The organism is Paenibacillus sp. VCA1, from assembly GCF_031583795.1.
In the GTDB taxonomy this organism is placed as follows: domain Bacteria; phylum Bacillota; class Bacilli; order Paenibacillales; family Paenibacillaceae; genus Paenibacillus_AQ; species Paenibacillus_AQ albilobatus.
This window is the reverse complement of record NZ_JAVLSX010000007.1, coordinates 349308-363427: the sequence shown is the minus strand read 5'-3', so window position 1 is coordinate 363427 and position 14120 is coordinate 349308. Positions and strand designations below refer to the sequence as shown.

The 14120-nt window shown below is 46.9% G+C and carries 11 protein-coding genes and 1 riboswitch; of the genes, 8 read left to right on the top strand and 3 right to left on the bottom strand.

The window, feature by feature from the left end; genetic code table 11:
• The first annotated feature begins 919 nt into the window (after nucleotides 1-919).
• A complete protein-coding gene (locus tag RJP21_RS18300; RefSeq protein WP_310860558.1) occupies nucleotides 920-1555 on the top strand; it encodes a Vat family streptogramin A O-acetyltransferase in 636 nt (211 codons plus the stop codon).
• A gap of 211 nt (nucleotides 1556-1766) precedes the next feature.
• Here the strand turns inward: RJP21_RS18300 and RJP21_RS18295 are convergent, their stop codons facing one another.
• A complete protein-coding gene (locus RJP21_RS18295) occupies nucleotides 1767-2636 on the bottom strand; it encodes a helix-turn-helix transcriptional regulator (RefSeq protein ID WP_310860557.1) in 870 nt (289 codons plus the stop codon).
• A gap of 97 nt (nucleotides 2637-2733) precedes the next feature.
• Here RJP21_RS18295 and RJP21_RS18290 point away from each other — a divergent pair, with 97 nt between their 5' ends.
• Entirely contained in the window at nucleotides 2734-3456 is a 723-nt protein-coding gene (locus RJP21_RS18290) for a DUF4386 domain-containing protein (protein WP_310860556.1), read from the top strand.
• Between the two features lie 210 nt (nucleotides 3457-3666).
• On the opposite strand, the gene RJP21_RS18285 is transcribed toward RJP21_RS18290, so the two are convergent.
• Nucleotides 3667-3960 carry a MarR family winged helix-turn-helix transcriptional regulator gene (locus tag RJP21_RS18285; protein ID WP_310860555.1) on the bottom strand — a complete coding sequence of 98 codons (294 nt, stop codon included), beginning with the start codon at nucleotides 3958-3960 and terminating at the stop codon, nucleotides 3667-3669.
• A 494-nt stretch (nucleotides 3961-4454) separates the two neighbouring features.
• Complete coding sequence (locus tag RJP21_RS18280) at nucleotides 4455-4712, bottom strand: MDR/zinc-dependent alcohol dehydrogenase-like family protein (protein WP_310860554.1); 258 nt, start codon at nucleotides 4710-4712, stop codon at nucleotides 4455-4457.
• A 216-nt stretch (nucleotides 4713-4928) separates the two neighbouring features.
• Here RJP21_RS18280 and RJP21_RS18275 point away from each other — a divergent pair, with 216 nt between their 5' ends.
• The 6 genes from RJP21_RS18275 to RJP21_RS18250 all read left to right on the top strand — a co-directional run bounded on the left by RJP21_RS18275 (nucleotide 4929) and on the right by RJP21_RS18250 (nucleotide 14074).
• On the top strand, nucleotides 4929-6470 hold the full coding sequence (locus RJP21_RS18275; RefSeq protein ID WP_310860553.1) for a spore germination protein: 1542 nt from the start codon (nucleotides 4929-4931) through the stop codon (nucleotides 6468-6470).
• A gap of 6 nt (nucleotides 6471-6476) precedes the next feature.
• A complete protein-coding gene (locus RJP21_RS18270; RefSeq protein WP_310860552.1) occupies nucleotides 6477-7691 on the top strand; it encodes a Ger(x)C family spore germination protein in 1215 nt (404 codons plus the stop codon).
• A gap of 235 nt (nucleotides 7692-7926) precedes the next feature.
• Nucleotides 7927-9024: a GerAB/ArcD/ProY family transporter gene (locus RJP21_RS18265; protein ID WP_310860551.1), complete on the top strand. Its 1098-nt coding sequence runs from the start codon at nucleotides 7927-7929 to the stop codon at nucleotides 9022-9024.
• Between the two features lie 486 nt (nucleotides 9025-9510).
• A riboswitch (cyclic di-GMP riboswitch) is annotated at nucleotides 9511-9601 on the top strand.
• An 88-nt stretch (nucleotides 9602-9689) separates the two neighbouring features.
• Nucleotides 9690-11207 carry an S-layer homology domain-containing protein gene (locus RJP21_RS18260; protein WP_310860550.1) on the top strand — a complete coding sequence of 506 codons (1518 nt, stop codon included), beginning with the start codon at nucleotides 9690-9692 and terminating at the stop codon, nucleotides 11205-11207.
• A 233-nt stretch (nucleotides 11208-11440) separates the two neighbouring features.
• Entirely contained in the window at nucleotides 11441-12364 is a 924-nt protein-coding gene (locus RJP21_RS18255) for an ArsR/SmtB family transcription factor (RefSeq protein WP_310860549.1), read from the top strand.
• A gap of 324 nt (nucleotides 12365-12688) precedes the next feature.
• On the top strand, nucleotides 12689-14074 hold the full coding sequence (locus tag RJP21_RS18250; protein WP_310860548.1) for an ABC transporter substrate-binding protein: 1386 nt from the start codon (nucleotides 12689-12691) through the stop codon (nucleotides 14072-14074).
• The last annotated feature ends 46 nt before the right edge of the window (nucleotides 14075-14120 follow it).

Here is a 14120-nt window from a genome sequence, read left to right as displayed (position 1 = left end):
GTCAGCCATATATGTAAGTATCGAAATTTCGGGATATGGTTCATAATTTCGGATTATCCGGCCCGTGCTTATCAATCTGATAATCGGTTACCCGCTCATTATTTATGGGTTCGATGAACATGTGCATTCGCCTAAGCATACTGTAGCGTAACAATATTTATTGATCCTAATCAGGGAGGAAGAGATCCATGAATACTCATAGAGCACTCGGTCCGTTTTTGCCTTTTCCGCCAGGTATCCCCACGCCTGGAATTCCGGTGCCAGGTGGCGTGCCCATGCCTGGAATTCCGGCGCCGGGAGGAGTACCGGGAGCGGGATTGCCTCCAGGCGTTACGCCGCCACCGCCTCAATTGCTAGGTGCGTTTCAGCAGCTAGCGCAGTCCCCGGCTCAAGTGCAAAGCTTTGTATCCCAGTATCCGACCCAAGGCGTCACCACATTAGCTGCAGGCTGTCAGAACCGATGGACGCTCATTGTTACTCGTACCTTTAACGTTTTCCTTATGTATGTCACTTCTACCAACCCATTTGGTTTTACACAGGGTTTCGTATTTCCGACGTATTCGTTTGGAAGATTTCCTTCATCCATTATTTTATGGTATACCTGTTTCTAAAGGAATACAGCGTGAACAGGTCCCCTATGCCGTCATGGTGCGGACCTGTTCTAGTTGGGGAGTATTACGGCGGCTCCAAAAAATCTCGGAATGAACTCTGAGGAATACCCAAAGGGAAGGGTGGAAAGCAAAAAAAAGCCTATTTTGGATACAGAATCAAGCTATAATAAAATAATCGAAATCTTTTTATGGATTAGCCGAGAACACTCGTGACTTCAGTCATGAGATGAATCGGATTCGGACAAGGCATACTTTTTGACACGTCAATTGTCCGACATATGTTATATAACATGAAGGAGGGATTTTAGATGGAATATGGACCTGATCCTAATGCAATCTACCCGAACGAGGCAATGAAAAGTATATGCTATATTAAAAACGTTATAACGCGCCCCAATATTATTGTCGGTGACTATACATATTATGACGACATAAACGGTGCCGAAAAGTTTGAAGAGCATGTCACGCATCACTATGAATTTATTGGGGACAAGCTGATTATCGGAAAATTTTGTGCAATTGCAAAGGGTATTGAGTTTGTAATGAACGGTGCAAACCATAGAATGTGCAGCGTCACGACCTATCCATTTAACATTATGGGCCATGGTTGGGAGAAAGCAACTCCGACATTGGCGGATTTACCGCTTAAAGGGGACACCGTAGTTGGAAATGATGTATGGATCGGTCAAAATGTTACCGTGATGCCCGGCGTGCATATTGGCGATGGCGCCATTATTGCAGCCAATTCCGTCGTTGTAAAGGATGTTCCTCCTTACCATATTGCAGGCGGGAATCCATGCAAAATCATTAAGAAAAGATTTGATGACGAACTTATCGATGTTCTTCTTACGATTCAATGGTGGGATTGGCCTGTCCGTAAAATTTTTAATCATCTTGAAACGTTATGCAGCGGGGATCTGACAAAAATCAAGGAAATTATATAGCAAGGACATCATTTATAAAAGCCGCATATTTGCGGCTTTTTTGAGCATTTATCACGGAATGCATCTCGGGAGAGGTGCATTTTTTTGTTCCGAATTACAGCAAGATGTGGAAAGTCCGACGAAACCCGTTATGTTATTTTATTAGCAAGAAAGTAATGATCAAATTCGGAAACAGAAAGGAGCAGACAAAAATGAAAGGCGGGCCGCGATCTTACACATCGGAATCGGTAGGAAGTTTCTTGATTGGTGCATAGATATGGTAGGTCGAATCCAGTTGGTGGACGTCATCAAAAGCTTGAATGAGTTCAATATCCGTTTCTGCCGTTTCTTGCCTGGAAATCTTCAAAAATCTGGCATAGTCGCTTTTCAGTACATCCCCAATGTCAAGCAGATCGCCGGAATAGTTGAATCTGGCACAAAAAATCCGTGGCACATCAACCGTGAAATAATAAGGTTTATCAATTTCAATGCTGCTTGGGATTCCGAATAGAACCTTAAACCGAGGTGAATCCGGCTGACAGTTTGAATAGATGACATAACAGGGGCCATGTATGGTCTCATCAATCTGACTCAGCAGCATTTCCGAATGTGCACGGATCTTCTCCTTATAATCATCATGGGCTAAATCCACTTCAAATGCGATCCCGCTGATTCGGGTTTCTTTGAAGTCGGTCAGGGTGAAATCCGTGACGATATCGCCGTTAATGTTTTTTACAGGTCTATTCACGACTGTAGGTATGGGGACCGGAGAAATGGCTGCCATTCCTGTTTTTAAAGTGCTTGGAGCAACTCCGTATTGTCGTTTGAAAGCACGAGTGAAGGAGGCTTGCGTCCCGAAGCCCAGATGATAAGCAATATCGGTTAGAGAACTGTTTTGGATTTGAATTAAGGCTAAGGATGCGTTCAATCTTCTGGAAAGGATGTATTGGTTTAACGAACAGCCCACCATAGCGGAGAACAGCCGATGAAAATAGTATTTGGACATGTTAAAGGCATTGGCGACGGATTCCACGGTTAAGGGCTGCTGTAAATGGTCCTCGATATGGATCAAGGCACGTTCGACGATTTGGTTATGGTCCATAATACCTCCGGATACCAAGTGTTTGCAGGTCATTATTATTCTAAGTGTTCAATACGTCCATCAGCAATAACATTATGATCCTTAGGAGGAAAAAAAGATGAAGCAGGACCGAAGAAATGCCATAATACTGGGAATTTTTTATATCCTTGCTGCAGTGACATCCATTATAGCGGTTGTTTTGTATGGGCCGGTTTTGTCTGAATCATGGCAGACGGCCGTGGCAAACGGATCGGAAACGAAGATCTTAATCGGCGTATGCAATGACCTTTTGCTTGTGGTGACGGCTGTTGGTACAGCAGTGATGCTGTTTCCCTACGTTCGGCATTGGAATGAGCATCTTGCATTAGGGTACCTTTGTTTTCGATTTATGGAAGCCGTTTTTATTGCGATTGGTCTCGTAAGTATATTGGGTTTGTTACAACTAAGTTCGTATAATGATACGGCTGACTTCGCCAGTAAAACCAATGTTGAGCCAATGGGGCTGCTGCTGCAAGCGATTTACCGCTGGACGGCGATGTTGGGTCCAAATCTCATGTTGGGCGTCAATACAAGTTTGTATAGTTATTTGCTTTATCGAACGGGCTATGTGCCTAAACCGCTCGCGATCTTCGGAATGGTAACGGCGGTAATGGTTTTTATAGCAGGTTTGCTGCAAATGTTCGGGATCATCGGACCCTATTCGGCGGTAAAAGGACTGATGGCGCTGCCTGTAGGCGTTTACGAGATGAGCTTGGCAGTCTGGCTCATTGCGAAGGGATTTCATGGGGAGACCCTTGCCAAATTGAGAATGAAAGCAGCTTCTTCGTCTATAGCAAAATAATCGCGCGGAAGGTTTTTGACCGTCAAGATGATCGGATGCTTTATCGTTTGATGCAAGTTTTAAACCCTTAAGAGAATTTCATAATACCCGTTTTATAAAAAAACATGAAACTGCGCAGAAATGACGATGCGCAGTTTTAGGACAGTTCCGGCTTACCGGGGCTGTCCTTTTTTCTTCTTATTCCGCAGTCAGTCGAACTTGTTCAACGAATCAGACATTTGTTTTTTCCTCCGGTGTCCAATCCTCCAATGCTTCACGCATGATACGCTGACGGGTATGGTTAATCATTGAAATGAGTTCCTCCCCGTATATTGTCAATTCTGACAAACGAATCCGAGAATCTTCACTTGATGGATAGGTATGAACCAATCCGGCTTTTTCTAACTTGTCAATTTGTCGACTAACGCTCGAGTAATTTTTCCCTAACATAGCGGCCAAATCACCAACACTGGTCGTCTGGAGATGCCCGATACCAACCAAAACACGAAAGGCTGCGGCTTCCAAATGAACGCCGGCCTTGGCAATTATTTTCTTATCGCGATCCGGCCGATTGATAATAGAAACTAAATCAATTAGCGCTTTAAACTTTCATTTTCCATGTATTATCTCACCTTTACTACGGGACGGGGCGTCACTGGCGCATGCCAAGCAGCTTCGAAATCTTCTAGAGCAAACTCCTATGTGGAGATTGTTATCTTCCCCGCAGCTGCTATTCAAATGCAATGGCTTTATCAGCTTCAAGTGCCTGCAACTTCGATTCGTTGCGTCCAGTCACAATGATCTTCTCTGCTCCCAAGTGTCTGGCAATCTGAACTGCCAAGCTGCCGGATGCTCCGGTGGCGCCGTTGATCAAAACAGTATGGCCCGATTTGAAACGGGACCGAAACATTAATGCAGCCATGAAGACATGGCTGGATTGGCGATCGCAGCGGCTGTTACATCATCGATACCATCGGGTAAACGAACAATCAACTTTTCATTTACCATTGTTTGTTCAGCTAAACTACCATATGGTGAACAGGCAGCGCAAAGTATACGCGAGACCCCTCCTCCAAAGTACCAACACCGTCAGCACCGGCTACGATCGGGAAGTTAAATTCTGATGAGTAATGCATACTCATTGAGCGGTATTTACTAAATCGACTTAAGGCTGCTGCCGAAACGTTAATCAAAACTTGCCCGCTTTTTGCGACCGGCGAATCCAAATGACCAAATACGGGGATTGAACCCTTTTCCTTTACAATTACTGCCTTCATCGACAATCCCCTTCTTTCATTTAAAATAATGTGCATTTTGCAAATAAAATAACATAACGCAATTATGTGCAAAATGCACGCTATTTAATGGAAAATGAAATTGCCCGATGAGCGAATAAAGAAATGAAAATGTTATTTTTGGTAAAAATAACAGGAAGAGAAAACAGATGTCAATCATGAGAAATGGACTTCACAGAATAGGCTAGGTGATCCGTTATGAATAAACGGTCTTCATTCTCAAAAACAACCGATGCAAATTCTTCATCCCATACGGCGCTAGTTCCATCGCTTGAGCGGAACGTCGAATCGCTGAAAAACATTTTGGGCGAGGCCGACGATGTAGTGTTTCGCTCCTTCCGAGTAGGCAAGGAGCTTGAGGCACAACTCGTTTACATTCCAGACATGTCGGACAGACTGGAGATCGACAACAACGTTCTGAAGCCGCTTATGATGATGACCGATTCGGAACCCCTAGATTTTTCAACGCTAAAAAACAGGATTTTGCCCGTCGGATCGATTGAGGAGCACACTGATGCCCATGAATGCGTGAGACAGTTGATTAAAGGTTATCCTTTGCTGCTGCTGGAGGATTGCAACCGGGGACTGCTGCTGAAGATCGCCAAATGGGATAAACGCTCGGTGGAAGAACCGCAGACCGAGACGTCGTTGCGGGGGCCGCGTGAAGGGTTTACCGAATCGATTTCGACCAATTTGTCGCTCCTGCGGCGAAAGGTCCAAAGCGTCAAGCTGAAATTAAAATCGTTCCGGCTTGGCCGATATACGGAAACCGAGATTTATATCGCTTATATGGAGGGCATTGCAAAGCCGGATCTAATTCAGGAGGTGGAAAACCGCCTGAAACGTATTGATATGGACAGCCTTTTGGAAACCGGATATATTGAAGAATTTATGGAGGATGATCCCTACTCGCCGTTCCCTCAACATCAGTTTACGGAACGGGTTGATATCGCCGCGGCCGGATTGATCGAAGGCCGCATCGTCATCCTAGTCGACGGTACGCCTGACGTGCTGATCGTTCCCGTAACGTTCGTAACGCTGCTGCAGGCGGTGGACGACTATTACAATCGCTCGTTATATTCCAGTTTGCTGCGGATTCTTCGCTACTTTTCACTGTTTATTTCCCTAACGCTTCCGTCGGTGTACGTTGCGCTTCTGACTTTCCATCAAGAGATGATTCCGAACAAACTCCTGATGAGCATTGCTTCCTCGCGGGAGGAGATCCCGTTTCCAACCATCGTGGAAGTGTTAATAATGCAGCTTGCATTTGAGGTGTTGCGGGAAGCGGGGCTTCGTCTTCCGCGGCAAATTGGTTCTGCGGTAACAATTGTCGGCGCGCTCGTTGTAGGCGAGGCGGCGGTATCCGCCGGTCTCGTATCGGCACCGATCGTGATCATCATCGCCTTTACGGGCATCGCCGGATTTACGGCCCCGCATTATTCGCTGGAGTTCTCGGTTCGCCTGCTGCGTCTCTTGCTTGTTTTGGCCGGAGGGCTGCTCGGGATTCTTGGCGTCATGTATGGGCTGATTGCCATAGCGGTTCATTTATGCACGCTGCGCTCTTTCGGCGTGCCATACATGTCCCCGATCGCGCCGTTTGTGGCGAGCGATATGAAGGATTCGGTAGTTCGAACCCCTTGGTGGAAAATGATCATGCGCCCGAGATATTCGGCAAAAAGCAACCGCCGGCGCCTCGTACCGGGACAGCGGCCGAATCCGGGGAAAGGGGGCGAACATTGAAACGATATGCGAAAAAGTAAACCGATAGCTGTCATGGTTCAACTGGGCAAGCGGCTGCTGCCTTTAGTGGCGGGAGCGGCCATCCTGACTTTGACAGGCTGCTGGGACAGCGACGAAGTGAACAGCTTGGCCATCGTTATGAGCGCGGGTTTTGATCGGACGGAGGACGGAGACATTGAACTGATCTTGGAGATCGTCGCGCCGGAACAGAAGCAAAGCGGGAAGCCTCCAAGCGGGGACCAAAAGAAAGGGGACGGAAAAACGATAATACGCTACGCCGTCGGCGATACGGTGGCAGATGCGCAGGGGCGGCTGCAATTCAAGCTGCCGCGCACGATTTATTGGGGGCAGCTTCAAGTGCTGGTTGTCGGGGAATCGCTTGCAAGGGACGGGTTCCGAGAACAACTGGATTACCTGGTGCGGGACAATGAAATCCGCCTGCGGGTTATGCCCTTTGTCACTCACGGAAAAGTCCGGGAATTTTTCGAATCGCCTTTTTTGTTGGAGCAGACGAAAGCGGACTTTCTGAAGGGTGAAGCCGCGCGCGTTTTTCATAAGCCGTTGACGATAAGTCGGCTTGTTCAGCGTTTAAGCACCAATGACAACGCAGCGATCCTGCCCTTCATTGATGTCCCGCAAAAAGGAGGGGATGGAGGTGGGGAGCCGTACATCAAGGGGTATGCGGTCTTTAACCGGGGACGTATGGTCGGAACGATGACGGGGAATTCGTTTTTCGCTGCAAAGTGGGTGATGAATCAATTGAAAAACGATGTCCAAACCGTAGACCTCGGGATCGGGTCTCCCTCCCGGGTGACGTTCATAACCATCGCTTCCAATTCGCGTTTGATTCCATCCCGGAAGAAAGGGGAGTGGCAAATGATGATCCGTGTTGATTCGGAACTGAGTATGATCCAAAATACATCACGTCTGAATATGGCCGATCCAGCAAATGCCCGCTTACTAGAAGCGGCGGTGGCAAAACGTATTCGGGAGATGGTGAAACAGTCCGTTCATGATGCTCAGCGCATGCACGCTGATATTTTTGCTTTCGGGGAAGCGATCAACCGCGAAAATCCCCGCGGATGGAGCAAGCTTGAGCCGCATTGGAAGAGTTACTACCCTGGGATGGAAGTCCGGGTGGAGGCCGGCGTGAACTTACGCCGCATCGGTATGAACAGCACCCCCCTTGGACAGCAGCAAAAGGAGCTTACAAAACCATGATTTGGCTGAAGGTTGCGGGGATATCGCTAGTCGTAGCTCTTATCGTAAGTTTCGAGTGGGCTCGTCTGGACAAAAGCAGCGTCCGTGAACGCGGGACACTCGTGGCCATCGCTGTCTTTAGCTGGATATCCGCTCTGCTAGTCGTGTTATTTCCGGAAATGCCAGGCCCAATCCGATTGATTGAGTGGCTCTACAGACCATTTTCCGGCTTATTAAGTTGATGAGGTGTTTGCAGATGGTGGAAAAAGGGAAAATATCTTCAGGACAATTGGCGCTTCTACTATATTCCCTGATGGCCTACGACGGTCTGCTGCTGATTCCCAAAATTGCTGGGGAGGCGGCGGGTCGGGATTTATGGTTGTCGCCCATTTGGTCGCATCTGGCCGGAATATTCTTCGTGCTGGCCATGCTGCGGCTCAACCGCATGTTTCCGGAAGAAACAATTATCGGGTACAGCAAGCGGATTTTTGGAAAAATACTGGGAAAAGCGGCGGGATTTGTCATCATATTTTACGCCGCTTATCTGACAAGCGTTATTTTACGAATTTACAGTGATTTCATTTCCTCCGTCTTTTTGGAGAATACCCCGCCCCTCGTCATCTCGGGAGGTATTATGTTTCTTGTAGCATATGCGGTTAGAGGGGGTGTAGAGGTGCTTGGCCGGTTGGCGCAATTGTTTCTTCCGGTTACCATCGTTGTGTTCGTAATACTGAGCGTTCTCACGATCCCTGAATGGGCCGTATCGAATGCTTTCCCGATCATGGGAAAAGGTCCGGTACCTTCGCTTAAGGGAGCCATCGTTCCATTCACCTGGTTCTCCGGGTATCTTTTGTTGGGATTGTTTTTTCCGTTATTGTCGAGTAAGCGAAGGGCAGCGTTATTCGTAATGGCTGCCTGGTTTGGAGAAATGCTCACACTTGCAGCGTCCGGGCTTGTATCCGTTTTTCTTTTTGGCGAGTATGCCGGTACATTGAACTATCCGTTTATCGAAGTCGTCCGATATATCGGACTCGGTGAATTTTTTCAGCATATCGATGCCTTGCTGTTAGCTGTATGGCTGCCAGGCACGTTTATCGAATTGTCCACTTATCATTACGCAGCCGTGACAGCCATTGCCGAATGGAGCGGACTCAAGGATTACCGGGCGCTCGCCTTGCCGCTTGGACTTTTGTCATTGATCGCGAGCTTATGGGGCCTTTCCAGTGACGTCGAGTTTGAACGTTATTTGTCGACGAGTCACATATGGTTCGATTTCTCGTTGCTTGTGTTCGGGCTGCTCCTCTTCCTGGTAGCATGGATCCGTAGCAAGCTGCAGGCGGCAAAAGGCGGATAGGGCGCTGATGAGAACGCAACATGATTCGGCGAGCAGAACTGTGCAGTTTTTAAAGATTTAATGCCAAAATCCACTTTAACTCATCATCTTAAAATCCTGCGGGAGGCGGTGTGTCTAAACTAAGAATCGATGTGTCCGGTTTGATGGGGGTCGTCCTCAATATAAAACCGGAACTCATCAAGCAGGAATTTTGAGGAAAATGACAAAAACTCAATGGGGCAGCGTAAGAAAATTTCAACTGTTCCATTAAGCTTTTTGTGCTTCATGCAATTATTGCTATGAGTAAAGGTATTGCGGACAATAGTATGATACAGCCAACTTAGCATGTAAACCCATTTTGAGCCTTTGGGTCTGCTGCTTCAAGGTAGAAGTTTTATTATTTCCTTTTGAAAATACATCGAATATACTGTTTATATCCAATCATTTTCATAATGCCGCTTTTGTTTAATAACCCATTATGAAATGGATTCATCAACAAATGAATACAGACTTTTGGGGCAAACCGGTTGAAAAGCCGGGACGCAAAGGCATGGGTCGTCGATTTCGTTCATGGAATACCGATTGCCAGCCTGCATTACATATGTCTCCTAAGCAAACCTCCTTATACAAGGTGGTTTTCTTTTGTTGATCGACAACGATCAAGAGTAGCAGAGAGGGATGAACGAATGAAGAAATCTTTGAAAGTGATGTTAACCGTACAGACTGCGATAACCTTAGGGATGGGCGGTTTATTTGCGCCAGAGCTGCATGCGGATCGTCTTACGGCCAAGGTCCCTTTTGCGGACATGAAATCGCATTGGTCGGCAGACAGCGTTGCTTGGGCGCTCAGCAAAAACATCGTACGCGGCTATGAAGACGGCACGTTCAAACCGAATCAATCGGTAACGCAGGCCGAGTTTTTGTCCATGCTCATACATAGCTACAGACCGGATGCCCAGAACGGTTCTCCCAGATGGGCAGAGCCTTATTACATGCTTGCCGAATCCTTGAATTATCCCGTAAGCTCTTCAGACATCAAAGCACAAAACCAGCCGATTACGCGTCTCCGTGTGGCGGAGCTGATCGCCTCGGCGGAAGGTATGAATTATGAAGGCGATGATGCCATCCGGTTTATGTACGGCAAGGGGCTAGCCAAAGGCGAGGGCGGTCAGCCGACCATCACCAGCTTTAACGGTTCCAAGACGCTGACGCGTGCCGAGGCGGTTCAGTTTATCAAAAACTTGTCGGATCACGGATCAGGTGAAATGCACGCAAGACCGGCAACAAGTTCGGACACGAGCAAGCTGCCGGACATTCCGTTCGGAAATGAAAAGGTCGCAATTGAAACAGGAAAAACTCAAAATCAAAATACAATGATCCCCGTATTAAAGCTGGATGACAAACCCATTGCTTTTAAAACAAAGCCGGTTGTTCAGAACGGAATCGTCTATTTTCCGATTGAAGAAGTATGCGCTGCATTTGGAATAAGTTATCAAGAAAATGCCGACGGCAGGGTGACGACGACAAACGGAATCGAAACGAATACATTCAGAAGCGGCGAAGTCGATTCCTTTATCCATAATAATCCGAAAAATCCGGTTTTAGGGTCCGAAGAGATTCCGCTCGACGGGCAAAACCCGATGAAAAAAATCAACGGCGTCTTTATGATACCGGCGGAGTCTATAGAAAATCTTTGGTTTGCCGTAAATAAGGATGCGAAAAAATATGCCGACATGATGGTTATTGCCAACGGGCAAGAGGATCAAAGCGAATTGAAGTTTTATACCTACAAGCAAAACGTTCTCACATCCTCGGAAAACATGGATGGCACAAACAAGCGTCCGGGCGGTGACGGCGGGTTTGAAGGCGACGGTAAAGTAAACAAAAGCATATGGGTGAAAGAGTATGCTGAGCCAAGCTTGGGGACAAACGTGTACGCCACCTGGAGATGGAGTTACAAAGACGATCTTTTTTACAAATTTAAAGAGGTCAAATTTACCGGGTCGATCGTGAACGGCACCGCCTTAGGCATGTTAGAGTTTAGCGGGGATATAACGTATTACAAGGAAGATGGCCGCGAAGAACAGCTCAAACCCGCGGAATTGCAAGACATAAAGCTGCCTTACAAAAACGGGGACATCCTAATGACATGGAACGACCTGCTGAAGTTGTTTTCAAAACATAACATTATTCTGCCCGATTAATGGTTTACTGCATGGAAAAAGCCGCCTCGATGCGGCTTTTTGAGCATTTATCACGGGGGCAGGAGTCGAAGTTCAATTTTTTAGGATACGATTTACTGTTTATGATTAGAGGATTGATGTAAATTGAAGCGTCATTATGTTTTTATTGTTTTAATACAATATTTCTGTACATATACGTGATTTATTGTTTATAATATTGTAAATAAATCAATTCACAGGAAGGTGACATCCCGTTGCTTGAAGTTTCCATAAATGATTCCGAACGATTGGTTAAGGTAGCGCATGCACTCGGCACGCATACAAGGGTCAATATCATCAAATTGCTGTTGGACAAACCCAATCTCAATATTCTTGAAATTGCCGAAAAGCTGGATATCCCCGTTTCCACTGCCGCCAACAATGTCAAAGTACTGGAAGAGGCCGAATTGATTGTAACAGAACTTCAACCGGCAACTCGAGGGGCTATGAAAGTGTGCAGCCGGAATTTTGACGACGTTCGTCTCATTTTGAATCCGGGTGCTTACGATCCGAATACAACCAAAGTCGTAGAGATGGAAATGCCGATCGGACACTTCAGCAACTTTGACATTGTGCCGACTTGCGGCATGGCAAACACGTCAGGCATGGTATTTCAAGAGGATGAGCCCGTCAATTTCTATCTTCCGGAGAGCAGGACGGCTGAAATCATCTGGTTTCGGAAAGGTTGGATTGAATATCGTTTCCCAAAAAAGCTGCCTGCGGGAGCGCAAATCCATACGCTCGAATTCTCCCTGGAACTTTGCTCGGAAGCTCCGAACTATAATAATGATTGGCCTTCGGAAATTACAGTATGGGTGAACGAGGTTGAGGTTGGCTCGTGGATATCGCCGGGGGATTTTGGCGACCATCGAGGCAGGCTGAACCCGTCGTGGTGGTATGACAACAGCACGCAACACGGTTTGCTGAAGATCTGGTCGATTGACCTGACGAAGAGTATGATCGACAAGGAGAAATGCTCCGATATTTCGCTTCATGATCTCCGGTTGGGTGAAAAGCCGTATATTACGCTCAGGATCGGAATTAAACCGGATGCGAAGCACCAGGGCGGAATAAACTTGTTCGGCAGAGGGTTCGGCGATTATGAGCAAGGAATTATAATGAGAATGGAGTATAACTAAAGCGATACCTATTAAGTTCCAGATGTTTTGTGACAACAAAGCAATCTGGTCTTTTTTTGCTTAATAATCCAATATTATTGAAAGAAAGCGTTGACAATTCATGTTTTTCTACTTATTATCTTGTTAATAAATGAAATAATTGAAATAAAACAATTTATATAGATTGAACTAAAGTTTGAATTGAACTTCCTGTTAAAAGGACCCGATGTGGCCCTATAACCTTCATTTCTTTAGTTCATTCTATATCGCTGTAAGCTTTTTAGATGCAACATGTTCTTCAATTATTTTGTTTATGACGATTTTATCAAAGGGGGAAGAGGGTTTATGTTTCGGAAAAGGAAATGGTTTAGTCTTTCGTTAACTTTGGTACTCAGCTTCGTGTTGGTGCTCTCCGGTTGTAACTCCGGCAACAACAAAAGTGAAGACAACTCGGCAGATTCTAAAACGCAAAATAAAACAGAAGCAACAGATGCCACTCCTGACAAAGATGCAAAATCTGAAATCGAATTTATGGGGTGGGGCGGAGATTCCGAGAAAGCCGTTTTTGAGAAACTGATTGCATCTTATATGAAGAAATATCCGAATAAGAAGGTGAAATACACCGTCGTTCCTCCTGCGGAATATTATCAGAAGCTCGATACCTTGATTGCAGCCAAGAAAACTCCGGACGTATTTTATGCCGGCGGAGCTCACTTCAACAAGCTTGTCTCCAGCGGAGTGCTGCTGAACCTGGAATCCTATCTGAAATCCAGCGAGTTGGTGGACACGAATAACGTTTGGAAACAAGGGCTTGACCGTTATCGGTATGACGGTACGACTGTGGGCGCCGGAGATTTGTACGGGTTGCCGAAAGACGTGGGTCCATGGGCGCTTGCCTACAACAAGGATCTGTTCGACAAGGCCGGATTGCCATATCCGAGCGCAAAAGCCGGCGAATACACTTGGGATCAGATGATCGCCGATGCCAAAAAATTGACTACGACCAATGCACGCGGAAAAATCGATACCTTTGGCGTGGCCGCCTATTCGCTTGAATCGGCGGTATGGGCGAATGGCGGGGATTGGGTTGATCCGTCCACGGGCAAAATTACGATTGATACGCCGGAGTTTGCCGAAGCGATGCAGTTCGTGGCCGATTTGAGTCTAGTCCACAAGGTCAGCCCGTCTCCGGATGACGAGAAGGCGCAGAATGGTTATACCCGCTTCGTTGCCGGCAAAGTGGCGATGTTCCCAATGGGGCCATGGGACCAGCCGGGTTTCTGGGATTTGCCGTTCCAATGGGATATCGCGGCATGGCCGGCAAGCCCTAACACAGGAAAAACGGCGACGTGGCTCGGCTCCCTTGGATTCGTGGTTTCGAAAAACACCAAATATCCGGAAGATTCATTCGCGCTTGCCTCTTACCTGAGTCTCGACAGAGATTCCCAAAAAGAAAACTATGTTCTGGGGCAGGCCGTACCGAACTTGATCGATATGGCGAAGGGCGAATTCATGGCCATGGATAAGGCGCCGAAATCACGCCAGGTATTCATCGACATTATTGAAGATTACGGCCGGCCGCCGATTGAAGTATCCTCGAAGAACACCAAATGGCTGGACACGTTCTGGCAGGATGCGAGTCAGGTATGGACCGGTCAAAAAAAGGCGGCGGAGTTTGTAAAAGCAGAGCAGCCTAAGCTGCAAAAGCTGTACGACGAGAACAACAAGTAAAGGACTGCTAATGCTGTGGCGGAGGAGCGAAAACGACGAGAGCTCG

Excerpts from the sequence above, each read along its gene's own strand:
- RJP21_RS18275 (WP_310860553.1), top strand. The coding sequence starts at position 4,929 with ATGAATAAACGGTCTTCATTCTCAAAAACAACCGATGCAAATTCTTCA.
- RJP21_RS18265 (WP_310860551.1), top strand. The coding sequence starts at position 7,927 with ATGGTGGAAAAAGGGAAAATATCTTCAGGACAATTGGCGCTTCTACTA.
- RJP21_RS18250 (WP_310860548.1), top strand. The coding sequence starts at position 12,689 with ATGTTTCGGAAAAGGAAATGGTTTAGTCTTTCGTTAACTTTGGTACTC.
- RJP21_RS18260 (WP_310860550.1), top strand. The coding sequence starts at position 9,690 with ATGAAGAAATCTTTGAAAGTGATGTTAACCGTACAGACTGCGATAACC.
- RJP21_RS18280 (WP_310860554.1), bottom strand. The coding sequence starts at position 4,712 with ATGAAGGCAGTAATTGTAAAGGAAAAGGGTTCAATCCCCGTATTTGGT.
- RJP21_RS18270 (WP_310860552.1), top strand. The coding sequence starts at position 6,477 with ATGCGAAAAAGTAAACCGATAGCTGTCATGGTTCAACTGGGCAAGCGG.
- RJP21_RS18300 (WP_310860558.1), top strand. The coding sequence starts at position 920 with ATGGAATATGGACCTGATCCTAATGCAATCTACCCGAACGAGGCAATG.
- RJP21_RS18290 (WP_310860556.1), top strand. The coding sequence starts at position 2,734 with ATGAAGCAGGACCGAAGAAATGCCATAATACTGGGAATTTTTTATATC.
- RJP21_RS18295 (WP_310860557.1), bottom strand. The coding sequence starts at position 2,636 with ATGGACCATAACCAAATCGTCGAACGTGCCTTGATCCATATCGAGGAC.